We start from the raw sequence: 25,532 nt of genomic DNA on the forward strand, positions 1-25,532 counted from the left end.
TTCCGCAATCAGCGCGCGTCTGTGCCCGGGTCCGCATCCGTGTCCGCTTCGAGGCGATCTGCCAGCACCGACTCAACGGCCTCGAGGACGTCCTCCGGGGGCTGGCTGGCGTCGACCCGGACAAATCGCCCGGGCTCGTTCTCGAGCAGGCGTTCGTAGTTCGCCCGCACTTGCGAGAGGTAGGCGGCGTGTTCGAACTTGTTCGTCGCGCCCGCGCGAGCGGCGGCTGTCTCCGGGTCGAGGTCGAGGTAGATAGTCAGGTCGGGATCGACCGTGAACGCCCGGTGGATGCCCACGATGTACTCCATCGGGCGGGTGATCCGTCCCTCGAGGGTCGCGCCCTGGTAGGCGTAGCGCGAGTCGGAGTAGCGATCGGAGATGACCAGGTCGCCGCGCTCGAGGGCGGGTTCGATCACGCGCGAGAGGTGGTCGGCGTGGTCGGCGGTGTACAGGAAGAGTTCGGCGAGGGAGTCGGCGTCGTCGTCCTCGATCGAGCGGTAGACGGCCTCGCCGTACCAGGATCCGGTTTCGCCCGACGTCGGTTCCCGGGTGAACGTTGCGTCGGGATAGACGTCGTGGAGCGCCTCCCAGACCGTCGTCTTGCCGGTGCCGTCCAGTCCCTCGAGCGTGACCAACATACACGGATATCCTGCCGTGGGGTACAATTATGTGTCGACGACAGGTCGTCGCTCGAGACCGCGCCGCACGCTGACGTACGCTGTAAGGCCGTACTTATAAGCCGTCCGACATCCTTTCTCGAACCATGAACGTACTGGTCGCCGGCGGAACCGGCTTCATCGGCACGAACCTATGTCGCGAGTTGCGAGACCGCGGCCACGACGTGACCGCCCTCGCTCGAGAGCCGAACCCCGACTCGGTCCCGGAGGGCGTCGCAACTGTGGTGGGCGACGTGAGCGCGTACGATTCGATCGTCGAGACGGTCGCTGCCCACGACGCCGTCGTCAACCTCGTCGCGCTGTCGCCGCTGTTCGAACCGCCGAGCGGGACCAGTCACGAGGAGGTCCATCTCCGCGGGACGGAAAACCTCATCCGGGCGGCCGAAGACGGCGGCGTAATTCGATTCGTCCAGATGAGTAACCTCAGTGCGGACCCCGACAGTGAACTCGCCTACTTCCGGACCAAGGGAAAAGCCGAGAACGTCGTGCGCGAATCCGACCTCGAGTGGACGATCTTCTGCCCGTCGGTGGTCTTCGGAGAAGGCGACGAATTCATCGGATTCACGAAACTGCTGACAACCCCGTACGTTACGGCCCTGCCCGGCGGCGGCGAGAATCCCTTCCAGCCGATCTGGGTCGAAGACCTGGCCGCGATGATGGCGGACGCGGTCGAGGACGACCGCCACGTCGGCAAGCGCTACCAGATCGGTGGGCCGGAAGTACTCACAATGAAGCAGGTGACGGAACTGGCCTACGAAGCCGAGGGACGCCCGGTCACCGTTCTTCCGATTCCGATGGCGATGGCGAAACTCGGTGGCATTCTCGCCGGACCCGTCCCGTTCGTTCCGTTCGGCCCAGATCAGATTCGCTCGCTCAAAATCGACAATACCGTCGCTGACAACGACGTGACGGCCTTCGGCCGGACCAAGGACGACCTGCGGACGCTCGAGGACTACCTCGGGCTCTCGGGGTCGGGGTCAGGATCGGAATCGTCACCCTCGAGTCACCAATCGGAAGCCGCCTGATGGGCACCAGCCACCAGCGTGGTCACAGCCCGGTAATCGTCCCGTCGGGCCCGACGTCGAGTGTTTTCGCCGCCGGTTCGGCCGGGAGTCCCGGCATCTTCATCACGTCGCCGGTGAGCGCGACGACGAAGCCCGGCCCCGCGGCGGGGTAGAGCCGGCGAACCGTCAGCGTCCACCCCGAGGGAACGCCGAAGGCAGTGGGATCGTCCGACAGCGACGACGGGACCTTCGAGATGCACACCGGGAGGTCGTCGAACCCGTGTTCGGCGAGGTGCTCGAGATCCGTCCTGGCCTGGGCGGTGAACTCGATGCCGTCGGCGCCGTATACCTCGGTCGCGACCGTTTCGATCTTCTCTCGGACGGAGGCCTCGAGGTCGTACAGCGGCTCGAAGTCCAGCACCCCGCGGTCGGCCGCGTCGCGGACGGCGCGAGCGAGTTCGATCCCGCCCTCGCCGCCGTTCCGGTACACGTCTGACACCTCGGCCGTGACGCCGCGTTCGCGACAGTGTGTCTGCACGGCCTCGAGCTCGGCTGGCGTGTCGTCAGGGAATCGGTTGATGGCGACGATTGGCTCGAAGCCAATGCGCTCGAGGACGTCCAGGTGGTGGTCCAGGTTCTCGAACCCCTCCTGGAGCGCCTCCAGGGAGTCGTCGGTCTCGTCCGCGAGGCCGTCGCTCCCGTGGTGTTTCAGGGCCTGGATCGTCGCGACCAGCACGACGGCGTCGGGCTCGAGGTCGTTTCGCGACACGATGTCGAAGAACTTCTCGGCCCCGAGGTCGGCCCCGAAACCTGCCTCGATGACGACGTACTCGGCGTGGGTGAGCGCGAGTCGATCCGCGAGGATGCTGCTCGTCCCGTGGGCGATGTTCGCGAACGGGCCGCCGTGGACGAACGCCGGCGTCCCGGCGAGGGTCTGGACGAGGTTCGGCCTGATGGCGTCCCGGAGGACCGCGGCGACGGCGCCGGTCGCCTCGAGGTCGTCGACCGTGACGGAGTCGCCGTCGACGTCGTAGGCGACGATGACGCGACCGACTCGCCGTTTGAGGTCGGGAATGTCGCTCGCCATGCCGACGACGGCCATCAGTTCCGAGGCGGCCGTGATGACGAACTCGGCTTCCCTGGGGACGCCGTTTACGGATCCACCGAGGCCGACGACGACGTTCCGGAGCGCGCGATCGTTCATGTCCATCGCTCGCGGCCAGACGACCCCGTCGGGGTCGATGGCTGGCTCGCCGCCCTGGTGGAGGTGGTTGTCGAGCATCGCCGCGATGAGGTTGTGCGCGACGGTGATTGCGTGGATGTCGCCCGTGAAGTGGACGTTTATCTCGTCCATCGGAACGACCTGAGCGTACCCACCGCCTGCGGCCCCGCCTTTGATACCGAAAATCGGGCCGAGCGAGGGCTGGCGGACCGCGACCGCCGCGTTCTCGCCGAGTTCGCCCAGCGCCTGCCCGAGTCCGACGGTCGTCACGGTCTTTCCCTCGCCGGCCCGCGTCGGTGTCATCGCCGTGACGAGGACGAGTCGACCGTCCTGCTCGCCCGCCGACGCTCGCTGGACCGCCTCGTGGGTAATCTTCGCCTTGTGCGTCCCGATGCGTTCGAAATCCGCCGGCTCGAGGCCGAGGTCCGCGGCGACGTCTTCGATGGGACGATACGTCGCGGCGTTGGAGATCTCGGCGTCGCTGGGTATCGCGTCGAACTGTGGATCCGTCTTGGCCATAGGGAGTACTCGACCAGCCGAAGCGGTAAAATAGGCACCTGATTGTTACGTGCTGGGAACGGCATACTGCGGCGACGTGAGGCGGGTTTCGACGTGCGGAGCGACCCTCCCCTCAGTTCAAATAATCGACCAGTACAGGGGTTTCACGGTGAGGTTCTCGACGCACCCACACCAACGCCGTCTACCAATTCTCGCCGACTTTCAGGGGTGTGAGACTTTCAGACTAACACAAAGTTTATATCCCTCATCGCACTGTTTTCGAGTCAACGGAGCCCCCTACTAACAATGAAGTTGGCGATGATTGGATTCGGACAGGCCGGTGGGAAGGTCGTCGATCGATTTCTCGATTTCGACGACCGGACCAACAGCGGAATCGTCCGTGCGGCGATCGCTGTAAACTCCGCGAAGGCGGACCTCATCGGACTCGAGAATATACCCCAGGAGAATCGCGTGCTCATCGGCCAGGCCCGGGTAAAGGGCCACGGCGTGGGCGCAGACAACGAACTCGGCGCGGAAATCGCCGAGGAAGACATCGACGAGGTGCAAAACGCCGTCGACGCCATCCCGACTCACGAGGTCGACGCGTTCCTCGTCGTCTCGGGCATGGGCGGCGGCACGGGTTCAGGCGGCGCGCCCGTCCTCGCGAAGCACCTCAAACGCATCTACACGATCCCCGTCTACGGACTGGGCATCCTGCCCGGCACGGACGAGGGTGGCATTTACACGCTGAACGCCGCCCGTTCGTTCCAGACGTTCGTCCGCGAGGTCGACAACCTGCTCGTCTTCGACAACGACTCCTGGCGACAGACCGGCGAGTCCGTCGAGGGCGGCTACGACCAGATCAACGAGGAAATCGTCCGTCGCTTCGGCATCCTCTTCGGTGCCGGCGAGGTCGGCGAGGGCCAGGAAGTCGCCGAGAGCGTCGTCGACTCCTCGGAGATCATCAACACCCTCTCGGGTGGCGGCGTCTCCACGGTCGGATACGCCTCCGAGGACGTCGAACTCAACACCAGTGGTGGGCTCCTCTCCCGATTTACCGGCGGTGGCGCCGGTGCCGACGACGGCCTCGACGCGGCCAACACGACCAACCGCATCACGAGCCTCGTCCGCAAGGCCGCCCTCGGCCGGCTGACACTGCCCTGCGAGATCGAGGGTGCCGAACGCGCCCTGCTCGTTCTCTCCGGGCCCAGCGAGTACCTGAACCGGAAAGGCATCGAGCGCGGGCGGAAGTGGCTCGAGGAGGAAACCGGCAGCATGGAGGTCCGCGGCGGGGACTACCCCCAGAACGTCCCCGAAGTGTCGGCGGCGATCTTGCTCTCGGGCGTGACGAACGTCCCGCGAATCAAGCGCCTCCAGCAGGTGGCCATCGAGGCCCAGGACAACATGGAGGACATCGAGTCCCAGAGCAAGGAAAATCTCGAGACCCTCGTCGAAGACGACGAGGACGAACTCGAGCCGCTATTCTGAGCTGACCGGCCTCCGTCCTTCGTTTTTGGACCACAATTTCGACGTGTTCTGATCGACCTCGAGCGACAGTCGTCGATCTCTCACTCCAGTCTTTCGTTCCCTTCGAAGACCGACCACGGTCGCTTCCAGTCGTCCCGAGTGATCGACGAAAGGACTGCGCGACTCGACGCCGACTCCGAGGCGCTTTTGCTCTCCGGTTCGAAAGAACCGACGAATGCAGGTCGTCGTCCCGTTCGCCGACGAATCCCCCAAATCCCGTCTCGCACCCGCACTCGAGCGCGAGGAGCGACGGCGACTCGCCCGAGCGATGCTCGCCGACGTCTGCTCGACGCTCCGGGCGGTGGGTCGAGAACCGACGATTCTCGCGACGAAGCCACTATCGGCATCGACGCTGGACGCGCTCGACGGTCCCGACGTGAACGTGATCGTCGACGACCGGGCGCTCACGCCCGCGGTCAACGCCGTCCTCGAGTCGGTCGACGAGACGGTCGCGGTCGTCATGGCGGATCTCGCGCTCGCGACGCCCGCGGCACTCGAGACGCTGTTCGAGACGCCCGGCGAGGTGGTCGTCGCACCGGGACGCGGCGGCGGCACCAATGCGCTCGTCGTTCGCCACCCCGAGTTCCGCACGGATTACCACGGTGCGTCCATCCTCGACCATCGGCGGAAGGCCCGCGAGATCGGAGCCAGCCTCGAGACGGTCGACTCCTTCCGGCTGGCGACCGACGTCGACGAGCCAGCGGACCTGGTCGAGGGGTGGCTCCACGGCGGCGGCCACACGCGAGCGGCACTCGAGGCGTTCGGCTTCGACCTTGAGACGACCGGGGGGCGAGTTCGGCTGGTTCGGTAGGCCAGTTCGAGAGGTCGTCCGGCGTCGCCCGGTCGACGGTAAAGTGAAGCGTTTTAGGCCGGGGACGACTCCCTCCAGACGAAACCGATGATTCCGGGGGCAGCGGAGTACGACGTCGAGGTGTCCATCGCCGAATCCGAGGTCGAGCGTCTGCTCGAGGTGACGCCGAGCGACGTCGAACCCGCCCCCGAACTCTCGTTCTGTCGGAACGTGTTCGTCCCGCTCACGACGGCCTGCCGGTACACCTGCACCTACTGCACGTACTTCGATCCGCCGGGCCAGGCCTCGCTCCTCTCGCTCGAGGAGGTCCGCGACATCTGTCGACGGGGCGCCGACGCCGGCTGTACCGAGGCGCTCTTCACGTTCGGCGACGACCCCGACGACCGGTACACGCAGATTCACGACCAGCTCGCCGACTGGGGCTACGACTCGATCCACGAGTACCTGCGGGCGGCCTGCGAGGTCGCCCTCGAGGAGGGACTGCTCCCGCACTCGAACCCCGGCGACCAGACGCTCGAGCAGATGGCCGAGGTGGCGGACGTCAACGCCAGCATGGGCGTGATGCTCGAGACGACGGCCGACGTGGACGCCCACGCGGGGCCGCGACGCAAGCTGCCCGGCCAGCGCCTGCGGACGATTCGGAACGCGGGCGAACTCGACGTGGCGTTCACGACGGGGATTCTGGTCGGCATCGGGGAATCCTGGCGCGACCGCGCCGAGAGCCTGCTCGCGATTCGCGAGCTGCACGAGCGCTACGATCACGTCCAGGAGGTGATCGTCCAGCCCGTCGCGAACAACGAGCGCTGGACGGACGGGTCGCCCGGCCTCGAGACGATGCGTCGGGTGACGGCGATGGCGCGGGTCGCCCTCCCCGAGGAGGTGTCAGTCCAGGTGCCCCCGAACCTCGCACCTGCCCGGGATCTGGTCGACTGCGGCATCGACGACCTCGGCGGCGTCTCGCCGGTGACCGACGACCACATCAATCCGGACTACGCCTGGCCCGCGCTGGACGAACTCGAGGCCGTCGCCGAGCACGCCGACGTTCCGCTCCGCGAGCGGTTGCCGGTCTACGAGCGGTTCCTGCCTGCCGACCTGCGAAGTGCCGAGTTCGACGGGGTCCTGGCCGACGGCGTCGACGGGAGGGCAGAACAAGCGAGCGACGCGGATGGCCGGACGTGGCTCTCGCCGACGATTTGCCGAGCCCTCGAGGCCGACGACGACGCCGGAGGACGCTTTCGAGCGACGCTCGAGTAACCTGCCGGTTCCGAAGATGCTGTTTACTCGAAGCCGAGTTCGAGAACGGCGCTGTCAGCAACGGTGACCGGTGTGACTGGGTTTTATGTACGAGTATAACTAATTGAGTACTATGGCAACAGTCAGCGCCTGCCCGAAGTGCGGTTCCAGTTCGCTCGGCCTCGAACAGCGCGGCTTCGCGTGTGACGATTGTGACTGGGTCGCCTGTCCAGAGTACCTGATGGAAGTGTAGGCGCCGCGTCGGTGGCGGTTACTCGGCCGGTAGCAAGCAGGTTTCTTCGTAGCTCGCGTCACGAACCGACTCGATAGCGGGCTCTTCGCCGCAGACTGGACAATCCGGGTTGTGCCTGATTTCGACGGTCTCGAAGGTCATTCCCATCGCATCGTACAGCATGAGTCGTCCCTCGAGAGTCTCGCCTTTCTCGAGGAGGAGTTTTACAACCTCGGTCGCCTGGATGCAGCCGACGGTTCCTGGAAGGACGCCGAGCACGCCGGTCGTCGCGCAGTCGGGAACCGTGCCGGGTTCGGGGGCTTCCGGGAAGAGACAGCGGTAACACGGCGGCGTCGATTCCGTCTCCGCGCCGCGGTTCCGGTTGTCGAACGTCGTGATCTGTCCCTCGAACCGGTAAATCGCGCCGTGAGAGAGCGGCGTCCCCGACAGGACGCAGTGATCGTTGAGGAGGTACCGGGTCGCAAAGTTGTCGCTGGCGTCGAGGACGACGTCGTAGTCGGCGACCAGGTCCGCGACGTTCGCCGGCGTGAGCCGCTGCTCGTGTTTCTCGACGGTGACGTCCGGGTTGAGCTGCGCGACGTAGTCGGCCGCACTGTCCACCTTCGGCCGGCCCACGTCGTCGTCGCCGTGGATAATCTGGCGCTGGAGGTTCGACCGCTCGACGACGTCGTCGTCGACGATGCCGAGCCGGCCGACGCCCGCCGCGGCGAGGTACTGTATCGCCGGCGATCCGAGGCCACCCGCCCCGACGACCAGGACCGACCCCTCGAGCAGCCGTTGCTGGCCTTCGGGGCCGACTTCGTCCATGATGACGTGTCTCGAGTAGCGATCGAGCTGGGTGGGATCGAGGCGAAGGTCGCTCATGCTCTCCACTTCGGACGGGAGCGAGAAAAGTCCGCGGGGCCGAATGCGTCGTCGCTCGAGTGTGACTGATAATGACTGTCACTACCCGATGCTTTATGTGCGTGTGTGGTGTGTTGTAGCATGACCATGGCATCATCACCCAACGGTGCCGGAGACGACGTTTTCGACCAGTTCCTCGCCGACAACGGCCACTCTACGGAGCGAACGGGCTGGAAACGTGATTACAACAAGAAGCAGTGTCCGGACTGCGGCGGCCTCCACGATACGTCCGCGACGACCTGTACTGTCTGTGGGTGGGATCCGCGACCGTAGCCAGGATCCGGATCCGAATCGCTATTTTCGCCGTACTCGAGTCGATCGTAGCGATCGCCATCGCCTGGTGTGCGTACCGCGGTCGGACGAACAGCAGGGCAGGGGCGACACCGCGATACACGTCGCGTTGACGTGGCGCCCCGGCCTCGTGCCATTCTCTCCCGACCACCATAATTTCATACACTCATAGTCGGTAGAATTATTACGGCGTGTCGATGACGGAGAGACGAGGGATCATCAATGCCGAAATGCCAGAACTGCGGTGCGTTCGTGACGGACGCCTATGCGAGAGTGTTTACCCCTCGGAACGTCGACAACCCGCGTGTCTGTCCAGAGTGTACGGACAAGATACGCGACGGCGCGGAGATCCGCCGTGCTCGGTCGCCCCGGAATAATTGAATTACGCTCCCGGAATTGTCCCGGAATCGCCCCGGTAGTCACCCTCGGAACAACTACCGAAATTTTCCAGAACTGGGCCTGTCGGCGAGCCACACCGAGATTCTGTTGCCTCGAGGTCAACGAGAGAGTAAACGCGCCGTCTTTCCCCGACTCGTCAATTATTCGCCCGTTCGTCGGATGAAACCCACGTGACTTATAGGAGTCGCGTCCCTGATATGGTACAATGGCTACAACGGAGACGGACGCGGATGCTGAGGCGGGGGCGCACGTCACTCGTCTGTTCGGCGGCCCCGGCAGCGGGAAAACGACGGCACTCCTCGATCACGTCGAAGAGATCCTCGAGGCAGACGACGTGACATTTCGTGACATCCTCGTCGTCTCCTACACGCGAGCGGCCGCCCAGGAAATTCGAGAACGGCTGGCCGAGCGCCTCGACGAGAGCCCACGCGCCCTCCAGGGCAACGTCTGTACGATGCACGCCAAGGCGTACAACCTGCTCGACCTCTCTCGCGGCGACGTCATCGGCGAGAAGGACAAAGAGGAATTCTGTGAGGACTACGGCCTCGAGTACGAGGACGAATACAGCGGCGCAGGACGACGTACCGCGCGGTCGACGACCATTGGGAACAAGATCATCGCGACGAGTCAGTGGCTCCAGCGCACCCGCCGGGACGTCGCCGACTGGTACGACGTACCCTTCCAGTGGGACGTCGAGGAAGTTCGACTCCCGCCCGAAATCGACCCGAACGCCCAGGAGGGGAACAAGTACACGCCGACGTGGCCCTCCGACGACGACCGGATCGACGTCCCCGAGGCGATCCGCGCCTGGCGCAACTACAAGGGACAGGAAGGCAAGATTGGCTTCGCGGACATGCTTGAGCGGGTAAAACAGCGCTCACTCATCCCGAACGTCGACTACCTGATCATCGACGAGTTCCAGGACATCACGACCCTGCAGTACGACGTCTACGAGGAGTGGAAACCCCACGTCAAGCGCGTCCTGATCGCCGGCGACGACGACCAGGTCGTCTACTCCTGGCAGGGGGCCGACCCCGCACTCTTGCTCGACGAGGAGGTCGACGAGGACATCATCCTGCCGAACTCCTACCGACTGCCGTCGAACGTCCTCAACGCGGTCAATCAGGAGATTCGCCACATCGACGTTCGCCAGGACAAGGACCTCAACCCGCGCAAGGAGGGCGGCCTCGTCGAGGCCTACCAGAACCGATCGATGCTCGACCTGGTTCGGATGGTCCGCCAGACCCTGGTCGAGGATGACGGGACGATCATGCTGCTCTTCCGGGCGCGGTACCAGATGTTCCAGTTCATCGATGAGTTCATCACCGAGGGGATTCCCTTCACCGCGCTGACCGACCAGCGGATGTGGACCGATCGACTCACCCAGTACGTCCGCGCAATCGAGGCCATCGACGCGGACGAAGACGTTACCGGCCTACAAGCTCGACGGCTGGCCGACATGCTCATGGACTCGGCGTTCGGCACCAACGAGCGCGACGCCCTCTTCGACGAGATCGACGAGCGTCAGGAAGAGTCGGGCATCGACGACCTCGAGGAACTCATGATCCCGGTCGACGTGATCAAAGACTACGCGCCGTTCCTCCCCGGTCCGGCCTCGGCCTCGGACATGGTCCGTAAGGTGACTAACTTCCAGAAGAAGTCGATCAAGGCCTACTTCGCTATCGGCACCTACGAGGGAATGGCCACCGATCAGGTTCGCGTCGGTACGATCCACTCCGCGAAGGGGCGCGAGGCCGATCACGTCTTCGTTGGCACCGACCTCACCGAGAAAGTAGTCGAGCAGATGGTCGCCACGGTCGACGACCCCGAGGACATCCCTGGCGTCGAAGAGTTCACCAAGACCAGTTCGCCCGTGCCCGTCCTGACGGACAACGAGCGCCGCGTCTTCTACGTCGGCATGTCCCGCGCCCGGGAACGCCTCGTCCTCCTCGAGAACCTCGTCGACGGCGCACCGACGCTCTCGATCGACGTCCTGCTCAACAATCGCCAGACCGGCGCCGACCTCGAGGAACTCGTCGAGCAGGCCCAGCTACCCGAGGCGGAGCGACTCGACGGCGAGGGTGACGTCGACGCCGATGCCAACGTCGACGCCGACGAAGCCGAAGTCGAAGCGCCGTGACCAAGCGGGCGTCACACTCGACGGCGACTAGCGATACGATGCGAACGCGAGTGAGAGAGACTATTCGAACGCGCCTCGAGGACCGATCGGCGACGGCGTTCGTTCACTGTGGGCCGGTTCGCGACCCGTCGATCCGATACTGTCTGCTTGTCAGCAGCGATAGCGTCTGGGAATCGAACGCGAGTTTGAACTCGAACCCGAGCGCAAGCACAAAGCCTGCCGGTTCGACGACGCTGACCGCGAACGCGCTGACAACGAACGCACCGATTGCTGCCGGCACGCCGGTCGCGATCGCCGTCGACCGCGAGCCCGAACTCGAGCACGAGCACGAGCGCTGGTACCTCGAGACGGCGACCCAGAAACAGCGAGCGAACGGAGCAACCCACCCCGCCGAAGCCGTGGCGAAGGCGATTTCGGAGACACACGGAGACGGCGAGAACGGCGAACGCGTCCTGACACCAGCCACGATTCCACACGATGCCGCCTGCTACCTTGAACGGGCCGGGTTCACCCTCGCCTCGAGCGACGTCCTGTCGGCACTGCGAGCGACCAAAGACGACGTCGAACTGGCAGCGCTCGAGCGCGCCCAGACGGCCGCTCACGACGGCCTCGAGCGAGCGAGGTCGATGCTGACGGCGGCAACAGTCGTGGACGGTGATGGTGATTCCGACCTGAAACGCGACGACGGGCGATCGGAAACGGAAACGGAGACGGGAACCAGAATGCGCTCGCTCGAGGGCAGGGCCGAAGTCGAGGTCGAGGGTGAAGACGGGGATGGGGTCGAAGGAGAAGGGAAAGGCGAGAGTGAGGCTAACCCCCTCACACCAGCCGACATCTCCAGCGCCGTCGACCGAGCCGTTCTCGACGCCGGATGCCGACCGGTGTCGACGACCGTGACGGGTGACGATCGGCTAGTAGCCGACCGACCGATCGAGATCGACACCCTGGTTCGGACGCCGTCGGGCTACCACGGCCGTCTCGTTCGAACCCTCGTCGTCGATCCGAACGGCGGGGCCGAACGACGAGCACACGTCGCGCTCACCCACGCCTTCCGGTCAGTCCGGACGATGGCCGTCGCCGGCGATCACACGGTCTCCGCCCTCGAGGCCGACCTCGAGGCAGAGATTCGCGCGTTCGGGTTCGGCGAGCCGGACGCGATCGACGTCCAGGTGACGGGGATCGGACTCGAGCCTCGAGAGCGACCGATCGGTAGCGGTGAGTCAGTCGCCGTCGGGACCACGACCTGTGTCGATGCGGCGGTGGGGACCGACGCTGGACGCGTTCGACTCGCGGACGTTCTGGTTCGAACCGAAGACGACGCGCAGTGGCTCTCGCCGGCCTCGTGGTCGATGCGGCCCTCGAGCGAGTAGTGGTCCAGTGGTGGTCGTGGCTCGTGGGTTGTGGGCTGTGAATCGTGGGTCGTGGGCCGACACTCGTGAATCGTGAGTCGGCACTCCTGATTCAGCGGGGGCGAATCGAGAACCGTGAGCCGTGAACCGGAATCCGTAACCCGCGAATCCTCTACACTGATCACTAGTCACAGCCACAGGAAAGGAGTCACTCCGGCCGAAAGAGCCGATAGGATCCCTGTCCGGTCGCGACTTCTCGCGTCTCTCCGTCCGGCGTCGTGCTCTCGACGGTCACCTCGCTCACGCCGACGCTGCTTCCCGCCCTGACGATTGTCGCCGTCGCCTTGAGGTCGCCCGTCGCCGGCCGGAGGTAGTTCACGTTGAGGTTGATGGTCGCCGATCCCGCCTCGAGGGGCTTCTCGAAGGTGGTGTGAAAGACGAGGCCGCCGACGGTGTCGACGAGGGTCGCGGCGACGCCGCCGTGAATGTCCGGGCGGCGATCACTCCCGTTGGCCCGCGACGGGCGCGTGTTCGTCAGCTTCTCGTCGTAGGGGATGGCCATGCACATCCGCCCCCCGGAGACGTCCTCGACCGTCGTTCCCAGCCACGAGAGGAACTCGTGGTTCTGGTCGATGTACCCCTGCAGAACGGTGGCGATGTCGTCGTAGGACGCAGTCATACCCTCGAGTGGGCAAGCCAGCGATTTGGTTCCTGCGTTTGTGCGTTCGCCAATCGAGCCCGTTCTTCTCGTTCTCCGTCCGCAGCTGCGACCATCTTCCTCTCCCCCCTTGTCTGCCCCCATCAGTGCCACCCTCTCGAGTAGCGACCCCGCTGTCACGTTCGATCCGGGGTTTCCGTCTGAACCACCCTCGATGTGAAAAAACACGAACTATCAATAGGGTTCAGTGTAGCCCTCTACGTAATGCGAATCGTTTCCAAACTGGTCTCCAGGGTCGGCGGCCGGCGGACGATCCTGTATCTCGGCGGATTCTACGCAGTGGTGGCCGCCGGCTTTCCGCTGGCGTACGCATTCGAGTTTCGAACGCTCGACGACGTGACCATCATCTCGATCCTGTCGGGATTGGCCGGATTGACCCTTCTCTACGGTGGGTACCAGCTGCCGAACACCGACATCAGGCCCGACGCGTACGAGAGCGTGGCCAAATGGTGTCTTCGCGCGATCGGGGCGATGCTCGCTATCTTGCTGTTCGTCCACGTCGTTTCGGGCCTCAGCGACGTCGTCGCGAACCTCCTCATCCTCACGTCGCTCGCTGCTACCGCCGGTCTCGGGATGGGATACCACGATGGACGGGCGAAGACCCGAACGCTGGACGCACGGGAGCGCCGACGCGAAGCCGAACGCTACAGCCAGGAACTCGAGCGCTACAAGACGATCGTCGAAACCGTCAACGACGGCATCTTCGTCGTCGACGACGACGGGAACTTCCTGCTGGTCAACGATACCTACGCCGAGATGGTCGGGTACTCCCGCGACGAACTCATCGGGTCGCACTCGTCGATGGTCGTCGAGGGCTCGGACACGGACCCGGAGGTGCTGATGGAACGGGCGAAGCGGGACGTCGAGGACGAATCGGACGAACGACTCTCCTACGAGATGGCGCTCAAGACCGCCTCCGGCGAGACGATCGACGTCGAGTGGACGATTTCACCGCTTCCGGGCCGAGGGGCGGACAACGAACCGGGGCTCACCGGCGTGGTCCGTGACGTCACCGAGCGAAATCGACGGAAGCGCCAACTCGAGAAACAGAACGAGCGCCTCGAGAGCTTCGCGGGGATGGTCGCACACGAACTCCGCAATCCCGTCTCGATCGGGCAAATCTACAGCCGCGAGCTTTCGGCGGACGAGAATCCGGAGGCCCATGCCTACGTCACCGAGGCCTTCGACCGCATCGAGGATATCATCGAGATCATGCTCGTGCTCACCCAGGGACGAAGCGTCCACGCCGAGCGCACGCCCATGGAACTCGCGGCGGTCGCCCACGAGGCCTGGGACGAGATCGATGGCGGCGAGGCGACCATCGACATCGAGACCGACCGGACGGCGGTAATCGACGAGACGTACGTCCAGCACCTCTTTCGCAACCTCTTCGAGAACGCCATCGAGCACGGCGGTAGCGACGTCATGATTACGGTCGGTGATCTTCCGACCGGGTTTTACGTCGCCGACGACGGGGTCGGCATCACCGAGAGCGAGCGCGAGGAGATTTTCAAGACAGGGTACACGACGGCCGGCGACCACGGTGGGATGGGCCTCGGGCTCACGTTCGTCCAGGAACTGGTCGACGCCTACGGCTGGGAGTGTTCGGTGACCGACAGCGAATCCGGCGGTGCTCGATTCGAGTTCGAGAACGTCACCGAGGTCGAGCCCGTCACCAACTGAGTCTCCCTCCTGTCTAACTGCGCCCTCAGTGCTCTCGTTTGCGATCCCACGCGATGTTGGTTGGGATGAAGTGGGCCGCCTCGAGGCTGTGACTCGAGTCCGGATCGTTCCGTTCGGGCGTGTTGATCACGCGGGTATTCGCCTCGAGTCTCGAATCGAGTCGATGATGTGCGAACGCGCTCGAGCATCGAGCAGAGAGAGTCGTTCGCGGAGAGCGAGTGCCGATTTAGTACCTCGTCGCGTGTGGTGGTTTGGATCGTCGCAGGTGGTGATGGTGGTGGTTCGTCTCGAGAGCGAGACGAGCCCAATCGGTCCAGAAGCGTTCTATCCGTCTAAAGAAGCAGCGCGGGGCTAACAATGATGTGGTAGCTGGTTGGCAGTGAGGGCGACGTTGGCAACGACAAACCCCCTCCCCGCGCTGATAGGTAGTTATCCTCGAGCGTTGTAATCGTATCGGCCGAGTCGGGCCGGCCTACACAGTTACTCGAGTCCCCGATAGTGTGGCGAAACGGTCTCCAAAGGACGTTCGTGGGTTCGGGTCGTCCGGTTCTCGACGACCTCCGTGATGCCCTCGTAGGCCCCGTTGTCGAAAGTGCGCGCGAGAGATTCCTTATGACGAGTACCAGTTCAATCCTTGTATGGATGACAACCATACAGAATCGTGTAGATTCCGGTTCTGGAACGATTATTTTGAAACCGCCAGACGGCGGTACTTCAAGAGAGTGCTGTAAGGGTTCTATCAGTCGCTGATTATCAGCTTTGAAAATTATTAATTGAGGCTGAGAGTCATTTATTCAGAAGTGACCGATGTGTTTATTAGGGATGGTTGAGGTTTCACTATCAGCATCCAGCGGAACGATGAGAAGCTGACGGAGTGGTTGACGCAGTGCATACCCCCTAACCCATCCGTCGACTGTGGGAATCATTCCCCTGTCAATAAGTCTTCCTATCGTTCACACGATGCTGTGATTCAAAATGCAAATGAAAAGCAAAATTCAAACCGAAGACGAATCGTCCAACCGGGCGGTATCGCCGGTTATAGGGGTTATTCTTATGGTTGCGATTACGGTGATTCTGGCTGCTGTGATCGCGGCGTTCGTGCTTGACCTCGGACAAGGTCAAAGCTCAAACGTTAACGCTGGCGTTGATCTTGAGAATAACTCTGATGATACCGTCACGTTCTCTTTAGTTGACAGTGGCAATGCAGAGTACGTTCAAATTAGAAAGTCAGATGGCACACCAGTTGCGAGCGGCGATATCGATGGTTCTGGTGACTCTAAACTCGAAAACACTGGTGAATCTGTAAAATTGAAAAATTCAAGCTCCGCCACATATACTGCGGTTGCTGTTAGCGGAGATGATGAAACCCAGGTAGGGTCTCACTCGCCATAGAACACATAATTAAACAGGAATTAACATGTAAATGGAAAGTGAAATTCCAACCGAAGATGAATCGTCCAACCGAGCAGTGTCGCCAGTTATAGGTGTCATCCTTATGGTCGCAATCACAGTGGTTCTTGCTGCCGTAATTGCGGCGTTTGTGCTCGACCTCGGCCAGGGGCAGAGCTCAAACGTTAACGCTGGCGTCTCTATTGAAAACGGATCTGATGGGAACGTGACGTTCCAATTGAACGGCAAAGGTAACGCTGAGAAAGTTGTGATCCGGAATTCTGCTGGTAATGAAGCAACCCCTAATGACAGCTCAACAGACGCTGTGCTTGAAAACACTGGAGAACAGATTAAATTTGACAATAGTCAAAGCTATTCTGCAGTAGCTGTCAGCGGTGACGACGAAACCCAAGTAGGAAGCTACGAACCGTAACTGCTTCCAGATTCCCGGTATGATTTAAATCTCGGATATGATTCGGTCCAATGGGACCGGTCACCCCTCAAAACACTCACTATTTGCCGGGTTGCGATTTCGGAACGTTAGTCCGCATCCTCTATCTCTTCGACCCATTGTGGCATCTCGACAGAGACGTTATTCGACGTGTAGTCGTACGAGATTCCCCTCGTAAACGATTCATCAGTGGTCCAGCTCGTATGGAGATACTCTACGTAGGTTTCCGCTTCGGGATAACGGTGTACGAGACGTCGGCAGCAGTGACGGTGTACGAATCTGGATCAGCGCGTACCTGTCCACTCGAGTCCGTGATTCGGTACCCACCGTCGAACCACCCATTCCGGGGTTCGTATACGTGCTCTTCAGGTGATTCTTGCACACGTTCATAGTTGGTCTCTCGAAGGTTATCCACTAGAACCGAAGCAGTCGATCCGACTTTGACTGCGCAATCGTCAGTGTTCTCCTCTCGAGTAACGAAAACAACGCCCTCTCCGTCACGGTCGACGCGAAGGATGTGTTGGTCCTCACGCTCTTCGATTCTCTCGAGGATTTGATCGACGTCGTCCTCGTCAGGGTATTTACTTCGCGTATAGACCGCTTCGCAAGGTCCAGCCTGATATGAAACACTTTGCAAATTCTCCACAGTGAGAGACTGATATCGCGCACCGTCCTCGACGACGGCTTCCTCTAATACTATGTACTCATCTCCGTCGATGGTTATCGCGCCAGAAACGTGGTACTCGTCGCCTTCGACAGCAGTGAACTGCTCGTCTTTCACCGCATGTGGTTCCGACGTACTGAACGGATACACCATCGATAGAACAAGCGCCAGACAGACAACTACCAGCAGTCCAACGCTGGTTCCTGCAGTTCGACGTTTCACTTCTTACACGGCATGTGAGAAAGTAATAATTCTTGTGTCGAGATGGACCTTAAATTATCTCGGGGGTGGACGTTCAATACCGTTCCTCAAAACTCCATCTACGAGTTCGATACCCACGCCCGTCCCCGGCTTGGACGACCGCGCTCGTGGTTGCTGACGTCGATCCGCCCTGGTGATCGATTGGGGAGAATAGAGCGAACTCGAGGTGCCCCTCGAGCACGGTCATGGGACGTATTCGCCGAAAGCGCAGCAACGACGACGTGAGAAAATTATTTGGGTGTAATTCTGAGATACTATCTGTGCTATCTATCTGGCCCACACACAGGTTACAGGCCAATCGTGTCTTCTACACAAGACTTATTATCTAATTATAGTAGAGGTGTGTATGAATCGTCGGTCGTTTCTGGCATGCTCCCTGGTACCTGCTATCGTCACTCTATCCGGTTGCACCTTCGGTCGAGAAGACCACTATCCCCTTCTAATAGAAAACAACAGCAATGATGCACGGAACGTCTCGGTTACTATCACAGACACCGTCGGCAGGGATCCGAGGGAATTTTTCGCTCGAGAAATCTCGTTAGATGCGGACGATTCCACGCAGTACGACGAAGCGATAATAACTGGTGATGCGCCACCTGAACAGGTAGAGGTCTTTGTCGTTATCGATGGAACACAGACGACCGAGGAGACAGATGAACTCCCAGAAGAGGAAATTCGAATTGTGATTGAAGGACCTGAAAACGCCACGATCGGTTTCGTTTGAGTTCGCTCGAATATGTTGCTTGTACGTCTCTGTGGTAACTCCTTATCCGTATCTTCGTAAAGCCCCTCGAGTTCGCCGTTCTCGTCGAGGATTTCCCCGATTCGAGAGACCGCTCGAGTCCACTCGCAGAGTCGATGAAGGCCGTCGACGAACTCCTCACACTGCTCGCACTCGCGGTTTTCGACGAGTTGAGTCCTCGACGGCTCTCCTCAAGTGCAGCGACGGGTTCGGAACACGTTGGCTCATCCAGGACGGCGACCGTCGCTTCTCATCCACAGGCAGGATGGGACACCGAATTACGTCGCGATCGAGCTTCATCACTCGCTCTTCGATCGGTCACTCCCCGGTTGTCGTGCGCAGTGGTTCCCGCTCGAGTCGACGTGGAAATATCGGAAACGTAATCACAATCAAACGGGAACTGACCGACATGTCACTTCAAGAACCGGGATACAAAGAAGGGGTAATCGTTGCAGTCGTCCTCTTCCTGTACATCGCCTACGTCGCGAGTGATCCGATATCTGACCCTGGTGTCTTTGTCATGTTGTTCTGGATGGGACTCGGGTTGATCGCAACCCACCTTCTCTACCGGACAGTCGTCGTGCTCGAGGAGATTCGCGACGCCTTCTAATCAGCCCCGTCCGTGCAGCGATCAGTTCTGCTCATGCAGGCCCCCCTCGAGTTGGTGAACGCATTTGCACGACGTGACGAGGGTGCGATCTGGTCCCGTTTGGATCAGGTTGTAGCCACTTGTTCCCTCCTCGCCGAACAAGAGAAGTGCCAAAGTAGAGGCTTCTGTTTCTGCTACTTGGAACGTAGAGCCGATCGGGACTTGGGCCGTCTGTGAATAGTCGCTACAGGATTTGAACCACAGTCGTAGCAAAACTGCTCCCTGATTCAAATCCTTCGCGGACGTGATTCGCTCCTCACGTCCGTTCGTCGCAGAATCATGGGCGCTACAGGATTTGGAACCACGGGAAGAGAACCTGCAACAAAGTTGCAGAACCTCTTCCATAACTCGCGCTTCGCGCTGCTCAGCGCTCACCCGTGACAACTTCCCAGTTCCGGGGTGCTCGGCACTTCGTGCCTGCGCGCCCGGGCTCCTGACGCGGTGGGCCAAGCAAGCCCCCGACTCCACGTGGAAGCGCCAGTCGGCCACCGCGGCGTGGTTCGGCGGGGGTGGCTCGAGGCACCGTGGTCTTCCTCACAGAGACTATGACCACGACACTCGACCCGATCGACCCAGACGAAGCGTACGACATGTACCTCACCGACCGCAAGCCCGACGTCGCGACCAGCACCCTCTACGCCCACCGCTCACGACTCGGCCACTTCCTCCGATGGTGTGACGAAACCGGTATCGAGACGATCGCCGACCTGACTGGTCGCGATCTCCACGCCTACCGGCTGTGGCGGCGTGACGACGGTGACCTCAACCGCGTGACCGAAAAAACCCAGATGGATACCCTCCGGGTGTTCATCCGGTGGTGCGAACAACTCGGCTTCGCGCCGACAGACCTGCACCTTGCCGTCCAGAGTCCGACGCTTGAGCCGGAGGATAACGTCCGCACACAGATGCTCGACGCCGAGCGCGCCGAGGCGATCCTCGAGTACCTCGGGTGCTACGAGTACGCCTCGTTCAATCACGTCGTCCTCACCCTCTTCTGGCACTGTGGACTCCGTATCGGCGCCCTGCATACGCTTGACGTCGATGACTACGATCCAACGAGCCGCTCACTCGAGGTTCATCACCGACCCGAGAGCGAGACTCCCCTGAAGAACAAAGGCGGCGGCGAGCGCCATCTCGCGCTCGCTAACGACACCTGTGCGATCCTCGATGACTGGCTGGCCAATCGTCGACCAGCGGTGACCGACGCGTTCGGTCGTGAGCCGCTGTGCGCCTCGCCACACGGTCGCAGCCACAAGACCAACCTTCGGAAGGTGGTATACATGTGGACGCGCCCCTGCGTCGTCACCGGCGAGTGTCCCCACGGGCGGACGATCGACGACTGTGACGCCGCTGGCTCGACGAAACCCTACGCGTGTCCGTCATCAGTGTCGCCGCACGCGATCCGGCGTGGCGCGATCACCCACTGGCTAAAATCGGAGTGGCCCGACCATGCCGTGAGCGATCGGGCGAACGTCTCGCGAGAAGTGCTCGAGGTTCACTACGACCAGCGCTCGGAATCGGAGAAGATGGAACAGCGACGCCAGTATCTGGATACCATCTAATCCCTTCCGGCTCTGTTGAAACCCTTGATAGGTGATATGATTCGAGAGACGTGCTGCATACAGAGCGCGAATGTGGCACGAGATCTGATTCAATTTGTGATGGGGAGGATCACTCAATACAGATGAGCTATTTTGGCACATCTCGGTCAGAATCGAAAGCGAATCTTCTACAAGGGGAACATCAAGCAAGGAATGGGACTATTCATGTGCTCCCTGACTGAACCTCCTCACCTATTGTGGTCTTACCGTCACCAGTTACATTGATCTGGTATCCATAGTATGTGAATTTAGCAACAGATGTGTCATTCGGTGACGACTCGACAAGCTCTTGGAGTCTCTCGGGATCAACAGCCTCGTAGAGTGGGGGGAGGTTGATTGGATCGGTGTTTTCTCGATCCGATATTTTGGAGACAATGGTATGGGTAATATGCACTACGTTGTAGAAAATGATCCACCGAGGAAAAAAGGCTCGTTCACTCAATTAATAACACTTCGGATCTTCTTCTATGGTCAGTCTGCATCCGTAGGTGCTGGTTGGTTTCGGACTAAGCACATGGAATAAACGTGTGTGCCGTGCTGCACTCAACCTCTATATTCAGCAGGCGAATCCAATAAGATACTAAGGATTTCAACAGAGCTCCCCTTCCCTATCTTTCTCGACTCTTTTCTCACAACTCCACAGTGACTTTCCCTATTCATGTTGTCGAAGAAGCAACTCTTCACGTCGAGAGAGCCATCTTCTCTATGAAATATTCCGATGGTAACAATTGTGTTTGGACTATGTGTAATGGTGCTGTAGTATGAGATTGCATGGCACGAAAAATAGCAAGCGGGGAGATTGGGGAAGAATCGTTCGACGCAGTACCCACGGGGCGCCGAATCGCGGTGATGAAACTTGTTCCAGCCGTCGTGCTGGGCGTGCTCATCGGTGGCCTCGTGGCCCTTTCGTTGTCGAATATCGGCGGTGCGGCGGCCGGGTTCGTTGTGGCTACGTTGCTGTCGGCGTACTATCTTTACCGAAAGCCTCTACCGAGCGCTGTGTTCGGGACGGGACTGTATCTGACCGCCGGCCTACTGGTCTTAGCGCCGATCCTCTTCTACGTCCCGACGATCCTCGCCCCGGATGGCAGTTCTGGGGCGGAAGAGGCTGGTACGTTCATCGGTAGTATCCTCGGTCTGTTTCTCTGGGGGTTCGTCTTCTTCCTCATCGCCCTCGTCGTATTCACGCTGGGGTACTTCAGTAATCGACGCGCTAAGAAGAAACTCAGCGCTCGAGCGAGCGCCTCACGGGGGAGCTATGATCCGTAGAGTCTTCCTCGGCGTCCTCGGCTCGATCGTCGCCACCGCGGGCACGAGCGCCTCAGCGGCCGCACAGGAGGACACGAGCGCGGTCGTCGGCGAGTTGATCGAGGGGGACCCGTTACACCTCGTCGTCGAAGGAGCGCGGCTGACGGACTCGCTCGGTGAGTTTACGGAGGCCGAGACAGGGTCTGAGTTCCTCGTCGTCCGGATCGCCTACAAGAACACGAGTGAGGAGTTCCACACGGTGAGCGGCCTGCTGAGCACGCGCGTTCGCGACGACGAGTCCTATACCTACGATCAGAGCTTCTACGGGACGGCCGAAGCACTCAATGACGGCCAGATCGCGCCGGGCGAGGTCGAACGCGGGGATCTCGTCTACGAGGTGCCCGAGGATGCGTCGGGGTTCATCCTCGAGTTCGACTTCGATATCGGCCTGTTCGGCGACCTCGAACGAGCGGTGATCGATCTCGAAACGACGAGCGACGACCCAGCGACGCTCGAGCAGGAGCTCGCCATCGACGTCCACGGGATCGGCGACACCGTCGAGCACGAGGGGACGGCCGTCACCGTCAACGAGGCAACCACGGAGACGCAGCTCGACGAGTTCACCGAGGCCGCAGCTGACCACGAGTACGTCGTCGTCGACCTCACGGTCGAAAACACCACAGGCGAGGAGCAACACGTCTCGACGCTGTTGCAGATGCAACTCAAGGATGGAGAGGGACTGAGTTACGACGACGATCTGGGCGCCACGTCGTCCCTCGAGCGCGCCTTCGAGCAGGGGGCGCCGATCGCAGACGGTGATGAGCGCCGAGGCCAACTCGCTTACGAGGTCGAGGCGGGGCGCGAGCCACTGTACTGGGTGTTCGAGTTCTCGCTGTTCGCCGAGGGGGACAAGACGTTCTGGCAACTCCGCTGACTGAATTCTATTATTATGGTTCACCAACTCAATAGAACTGGACTTATTCCTTCTTTCTAACAATTCCCTAACGAGACTTTTTGTTTCGTCCCCTAAAGGTTTAAAATTCCATCAAAACCGGAATGCTCTATGCAATAGCGTACCGAGCAGTAGCCATGTAATCATTCAGAAACCGCACGGCCCGGTGCAACGGGCCGTTCACGCCCATATGGGCATTGGCTGTAGGGGGAACTCCGCACGGGAGCTCCGTTTAAGAGTTCTACTGTGACCTCCTTAGCGTTTCGGAGTCACGATCCTCTTCGGGGCGTCGTCCGGGTTCTCCCTCAATTCGACGAAGAATCCATCCACCTACTGAGATGTCTATCGAGAACACGACCACCGGAAGACGACGACAGAAAGCGACCCTTCGACCATCAGTCCCCTCGAACCACCGGAAGGGGCCAGAGCTTGCGTCCGCACACATAGCCATGCCCGCCGTGTCGATCGATCAGAGGACCACGAGACGCGGGTGTAGCTCTCTGGGTACCACGACAGACAACTACCCGAGAATTTTTTCTTTTTCTTCTTCGGGCTACGCGAGACCACCCCCGCCACGAGGTCAAATCAGCGAACCGCCAGTAGAGGCGCTACAACCGCAAATTAGGTCCGTCGTCGAAATTTCATTTCGACACCAACCACCACCCCCCTCCACACTCTCCCTGTTAGTAGAAGGAAGTAGTAGTGTAGCTGTTGGGAAATTGAATAAATCGCCCCTGCCGCTGGCAGGGCCTGTTGGCAGCCATGGCCGGGTGGTTTGGCGGGGTGGTTTCAATGGATGACGAACGCATGCCGGTCGACTGGTTCGTTCCGGAGGAGGAACTGTCGCGGTTCGAGGACTACGTTGAAGCCGAATTCGGGGCGTATGAGGGTGAGCTCGGTCGCCGAGTCGAAGAGGCAATGCGGGAATACGCCGAGCTCGATACTGATGACGCAGCAAGTGAGGCGTTGCTCGATGAGTGCCTTGCACATTCGGCCGACGAAGAAGAAAAACAAAAAACCACAACCGGCCTTGACACACTCGCAAACAAAGACACGAGACGAGCACAATCGTGTGTCAATCCTTATGTTCGAATGCGGTTCAAACAATGGGCCGGTGAAAACTCCGATGATTGCTACGGCGTCGAGTTAGCGCGGGCACTTCGTCAGTACCGAACGAACTCCCGCAGCTCGCGTATCCGTTCGAAACTGGAACGGTTCGTGGATAGCGAAATGGATGAATCACCCATGCCCGTAGGTGGTGGATCCGATGATCACGGAAACGAATCCGCGACTGATGACGAGGAAGGAACCCGTGAATCCGGTACTGTTGTCGATCGTCGAGTGCAGACCCTTGTCGATCAAATACATGGGAAATCCGACAAGAAACAACTTCACGTCGACAAGGATATCCGCCCGCTTTTAGCCGCATGTGACGGGATTACTGACGACCCTGCCCCCCAGACAGTCGATAAGTACGCCGACTTAATAGCCGAAGAACTCGATCTCAAGCGGCATCCACGGTGCTCGGAGTTATACATCCCGTCCGAAGAGTTTCCACGAAAACCCGACCACATACCCACGGAATGCTGGGTACCTGTCTCGGAACTCGACAGAAACCCTGTAGGTCGGGCACGACGAGTTTGCATCGAAACTGGCTATCGAGCGATATCCAATAACGGGAAAGCTTCGATCGATACCGACGAAATCCTTGACGAGGTCCTTGAGGGCGAGATAAGCAAAAGAACGGCACGAGAGACAATGAAAAAGGCAGCAGAGTTTGGCGGTAACGGCTTCAATTACACAACGAGCCACGGTGCAAAGAAACGCGTACTGAAGGTCAATCTCAACGTTCTTCAGGAGCATAACCCCGAGCTCTATAACGAGATCGTTCGCTATTATAATGGCGAAACGGGTTCGGAGGATGAGAGTGATCAGCGATAGCCGGAGCCACTTACGAACCACTACTGTCCGTCACCTTGCCGCAACTGCTCTTTATTCGAAGAGATCACCATACGCAATATCTTGTAGAGCAACCGGCGTAGATGATGATTTCACGTCGGACACCTTGATGCGTCGAAGAACGGGGAAGCCGACCTATTCCACCCCCGACGCGAAACTGGGACTCCCATACTGACCATTCGGGGTACGTGACCGCTAAACACGTCCGTCATTCGGATCCTACTGTCCTTATAAAGTCTGCGGCAACGAAATTTCGTCCTTCAGTGACAGTGTTCTTCACTGTCTATCCGCTCTTCTTTACTACCAGCGACTCTTAGCTCGGCGGAGATGACGTAGTCATCTCCGACAGTCTCATTTCTGAGAGGGTATGGGTAGTAGATACCTATCTGCGCTCGGATGCGCACCTCGATCTCGTGAATCGGACGCTTCCAGCTCTGACCTTTCGAATAAAGTTAGATATCTAACACCACTGATTCACTGAATGAAAGGTAGGTGCCAACACGCCCAGCGGTATACACGGCCTCTCACGCCCGTCAGCGCGTTCTTTCTCTGGTCAGGTCATTCATCATTCCCGACTGCAGACGCGCTCTCGGCGGCTGTGGTGCCCTTCTCGCCGCCACTGGTAGCTGACTGCGCGATGAGCGTCTCGAGATCGACGCCGAGATCGTCTGGGACCCACCAGACGCGGCCTCGAGCGCCGACCTGCTTCGAGGCGAGAACCTCGCGATCGACGAGCTCCTCGAGCTTCTTGTGTGCCGTCCGTCGAGCGATCCCAACTGCCTCAGCCACTTCGTGGGAGGTCAGCGGCTCCGCGGCATCCTTGCGATCGACGAATGCCTCGAGGCACACGTTGGCCTCAACTCTGTACGGGCGTGTCATCGGTGATTTGGACTACGCCACCGAGTACC

At 60.5% G+C, this 25,532-nt stretch carries 24 protein-coding genes; 17 read left to right on the plus strand and 7 right to left on the minus strand.

The genetic code is table 11. The features are described 5' to 3' along the window. Window positions 1–8: 8 nt before the first annotated feature. Complete coding sequence (tmk, locus tag NGM29_RS15905; protein WP_254157517.1) at window positions 9–638, minus strand: dTMP kinase; 630 nt, start codon at window positions 636–638, stop codon at window positions 9–11. A gap of 125 nt (window positions 639–763) precedes the next feature. Between tmk and NGM29_RS15910 the strand changes: the two genes are divergently transcribed. Next, a complete protein-coding gene (locus tag NGM29_RS15910; protein ID WP_254157520.1) occupies window positions 764–1,702 on the plus strand; it encodes a complex I NDUFA9 subunit family protein in 939 nt (312 codons plus the stop codon). A 22-nt stretch (window positions 1,703–1,724) separates the two neighbouring features. Here NGM29_RS15910 and NGM29_RS15915 read toward each other — a convergent pair whose 3' ends face one another. After that, complete coding sequence (locus tag NGM29_RS15915) at window positions 1,725–3,422, minus strand: formate--tetrahydrofolate ligase (protein ID WP_254157522.1); 1,698 nt, start codon at window positions 3,420–3,422, stop codon at window positions 1,725–1,727. 285 nt (window positions 3,423–3,707) lie between these two features. Between NGM29_RS15915 and NGM29_RS15920 the strand changes: the two genes are divergently transcribed. The 3 genes from NGM29_RS15920 to cofG all read left to right on the plus strand — a co-directional run bounded on the left by NGM29_RS15920 (window position 3,708) and on the right by cofG (window position 6,993). Further along, a complete protein-coding gene (locus tag NGM29_RS15920; protein WP_253437123.1) occupies window positions 3,708–4,889 on the plus strand; it encodes a tubulin/FtsZ family protein in 1,182 nt (393 codons plus the stop codon). A 214-nt stretch (window positions 4,890–5,103) separates the two neighbouring features. After that, window positions 5,104–5,739: a 2-phospho-L-lactate guanylyltransferase gene (cofC, locus tag NGM29_RS15925; RefSeq protein WP_254157524.1), complete on the plus strand. Its 636-nt coding sequence runs from the start codon at window positions 5,104–5,106 to the stop codon at window positions 5,737–5,739. A gap of 87 nt (window positions 5,740–5,826) precedes the next feature. After that, window positions 5,827–6,993 carry a 7,8-didemethyl-8-hydroxy-5-deazariboflavin synthase subunit CofG gene (gene cofG / locus NGM29_RS15930; RefSeq protein WP_254157526.1) on the plus strand — a complete coding sequence of 389 codons (1,167 nt, stop codon included), beginning with the start codon at window positions 5,827–5,829 and terminating at the stop codon, window positions 6,991–6,993. Between the two features lie 250 nt (window positions 6,994–7,243). On the opposite strand, the gene ubaA is transcribed toward cofG, so the two are convergent. After that, complete coding sequence (gene ubaA, locus NGM29_RS15935; protein WP_254157528.1) at window positions 7,244–8,089, minus strand: SAMP-activating enzyme E1; 846 nt, start codon at window positions 8,087–8,089, stop codon at window positions 7,244–7,246. Between the two features lie 126 nt (window positions 8,090–8,215). Here ubaA and NGM29_RS15940 point away from each other — a divergent pair, with 126 nt between their 5' ends. From NGM29_RS15940 to NGM29_RS15950, 4 genes are all read left to right on the plus strand, one after another. Next, window positions 8,216–8,401 (plus strand): HVO_0416 family zinc finger protein, encoded by a 186-nt coding sequence (locus NGM29_RS15940; RefSeq protein WP_254157529.1) that lies wholly within the window; start codon window positions 8,216–8,218, stop codon window positions 8,399–8,401. Between the two features lie 240 nt (window positions 8,402–8,641). Then, window positions 8,642–8,800, plus strand: coding sequence for a DUF7563 family protein (locus tag NGM29_RS21500; protein ID WP_425499167.1), 159 nt, complete (start codon window positions 8,642–8,644; stop codon window positions 8,798–8,800). Window positions 8,801–9,023: 223 nt separating this feature from the next. Continuing rightward, complete coding sequence (locus tag NGM29_RS15945; protein ID WP_254157531.1) at window positions 9,024–10,958, plus strand: UvrD-helicase domain-containing protein; 1,935 nt, start codon at window positions 9,024–9,026, stop codon at window positions 10,956–10,958. Next, entirely contained in the window at window positions 10,955–12,328 is a 1,374-nt protein-coding gene (locus tag NGM29_RS15950; RefSeq protein WP_254157533.1) for a M24 family metallopeptidase, read from the plus strand. The genes NGM29_RS15945 and NGM29_RS15950 overlap by 4 nt, the downstream gene beginning before the upstream one ends. A 187-nt stretch (window positions 12,329–12,515) precedes the next feature. On the opposite strand, the gene NGM29_RS15955 is transcribed toward NGM29_RS15950, so the two are convergent. Further along, window positions 12,516–12,986, minus strand: a complete 471-nt coding sequence (locus tag NGM29_RS15955; RefSeq protein WP_254157535.1) for a PaaI family thioesterase — start codon at window positions 12,984–12,986, stop codon at window positions 12,516–12,518. Window positions 12,987–13,229: 243 nt separating this feature from the next. On the opposite strand from NGM29_RS15955, the gene NGM29_RS15960 reads away from it, so the two are divergent. The 3 genes from NGM29_RS15960 to NGM29_RS15970 all read left to right on the plus strand — a co-directional run bounded on the left by NGM29_RS15960 (window position 13,230) and on the right by NGM29_RS15970 (window position 16,530). Then, window positions 13,230–14,708 carry a PAS domain S-box protein gene (locus NGM29_RS15960; RefSeq protein ID WP_254157537.1) on the plus strand — a complete coding sequence of 493 codons (1,479 nt, stop codon included), beginning with the start codon at window positions 13,230–13,232 and terminating at the stop codon, window positions 14,706–14,708. Window positions 14,709–15,689: 981 nt separating this feature from the next. After that, window positions 15,690–16,100, plus strand: coding sequence for a type IV pilin domain-containing protein (locus NGM29_RS15965; RefSeq protein WP_254157539.1), 411 nt, complete (start codon window positions 15,690–15,692; stop codon window positions 16,098–16,100). 31 nt (window positions 16,101–16,131) lie between these two features. Continuing rightward, window positions 16,132–16,530, plus strand: coding sequence for a type IV pilin domain-containing protein (locus NGM29_RS15970; RefSeq protein ID WP_254157541.1), 399 nt, complete (start codon window positions 16,132–16,134; stop codon window positions 16,528–16,530). 232 nt (window positions 16,531–16,762) lie between these two features. Here NGM29_RS15970 and NGM29_RS15975 read toward each other — a convergent pair whose 3' ends face one another. After that, complete coding sequence (locus NGM29_RS15975) at window positions 16,763–17,434, minus strand: hypothetical protein (RefSeq protein WP_254157542.1); 672 nt, start codon at window positions 17,432–17,434, stop codon at window positions 16,763–16,765. Window positions 17,435–17,819: 385 nt separating this feature from the next. Here NGM29_RS15975 and NGM29_RS15980 point away from each other — a divergent pair, with 385 nt between their 5' ends. The 3 genes from NGM29_RS15980 (at window position 17,820) to NGM29_RS15990 (ending at window position 20,426) form a co-directional block, all read left to right on the plus strand. Beyond that, window positions 17,820–18,197 carry a hypothetical protein gene (locus NGM29_RS15980; protein ID WP_254157544.1) on the plus strand — a complete coding sequence of 126 codons (378 nt, stop codon included), beginning with the start codon at window positions 17,820–17,822 and terminating at the stop codon, window positions 18,195–18,197. A gap of 427 nt (window positions 18,198–18,624) precedes the next feature. After that, entirely contained in the window at window positions 18,625–18,825 is a 201-nt protein-coding gene (locus tag NGM29_RS15985; protein WP_254157546.1) for a hypothetical protein, read from the plus strand. 584 nt (window positions 18,826–19,409) lie between these two features. After that, window positions 19,410–20,426, plus strand: coding sequence for a tyrosine-type recombinase/integrase (locus tag NGM29_RS15990; protein WP_254157548.1), 1,017 nt, complete (start codon window positions 19,410–19,412; stop codon window positions 20,424–20,426). A gap of 202 nt (window positions 20,427–20,628) precedes the next feature. Here the strand turns inward: NGM29_RS15990 and NGM29_RS15995 are convergent, their stop codons facing one another. Further along, complete coding sequence (locus NGM29_RS15995; RefSeq protein ID WP_254157550.1) at window positions 20,629–20,859, minus strand: HalOD1 output domain-containing protein; 231 nt, start codon at window positions 20,857–20,859, stop codon at window positions 20,629–20,631. A 377-nt stretch (window positions 20,860–21,236) separates the two neighbouring features. Between NGM29_RS15995 and NGM29_RS16000 the strand changes: the two genes are divergently transcribed. The 3 genes from NGM29_RS16000 (at window position 21,237) to NGM29_RS16010 (ending at window position 24,606) form a co-directional block, all read left to right on the plus strand. Then, window positions 21,237–21,734, plus strand: coding sequence for a hypothetical protein (locus tag NGM29_RS16000; RefSeq protein ID WP_254157552.1), 498 nt, complete (start codon window positions 21,237–21,239; stop codon window positions 21,732–21,734). Next, entirely contained in the window at window positions 21,724–22,647 is a 924-nt protein-coding gene (locus NGM29_RS16005) for a DUF4352 domain-containing protein (protein ID WP_254157554.1), read from the plus strand. The genes NGM29_RS16000 and NGM29_RS16005 overlap by 11 nt, the downstream gene beginning before the upstream one ends. Before the next feature lie 810 nt (window positions 22,648–23,457). Beyond that, on the plus strand, window positions 23,458–24,606 hold the full coding sequence (locus NGM29_RS16010; RefSeq protein ID WP_254157556.1) for a hypothetical protein: 1,149 nt from the start codon (window positions 23,458–23,460) through the stop codon (window positions 24,604–24,606). Window positions 24,607–25,182: 576 nt separating this feature from the next. Here NGM29_RS16010 and NGM29_RS16015 read toward each other — a convergent pair. Continuing rightward, on the minus strand, window positions 25,183–25,503 hold the full coding sequence (locus NGM29_RS16015) for a hypothetical protein (RefSeq protein ID WP_254157558.1): 321 nt from the start codon (window positions 25,501–25,503) through the stop codon (window positions 25,183–25,185). Between the last annotated feature and the right edge of the window lie 29 nt (window positions 25,504–25,532).

It is taken from the genome of Natronosalvus rutilus (genome assembly GCF_024204665.1).
Lineage (GTDB): Archaea > Halobacteriota > Halobacteria > Halobacteriales > Natrialbaceae > Natronosalvus > Natronosalvus rutilus.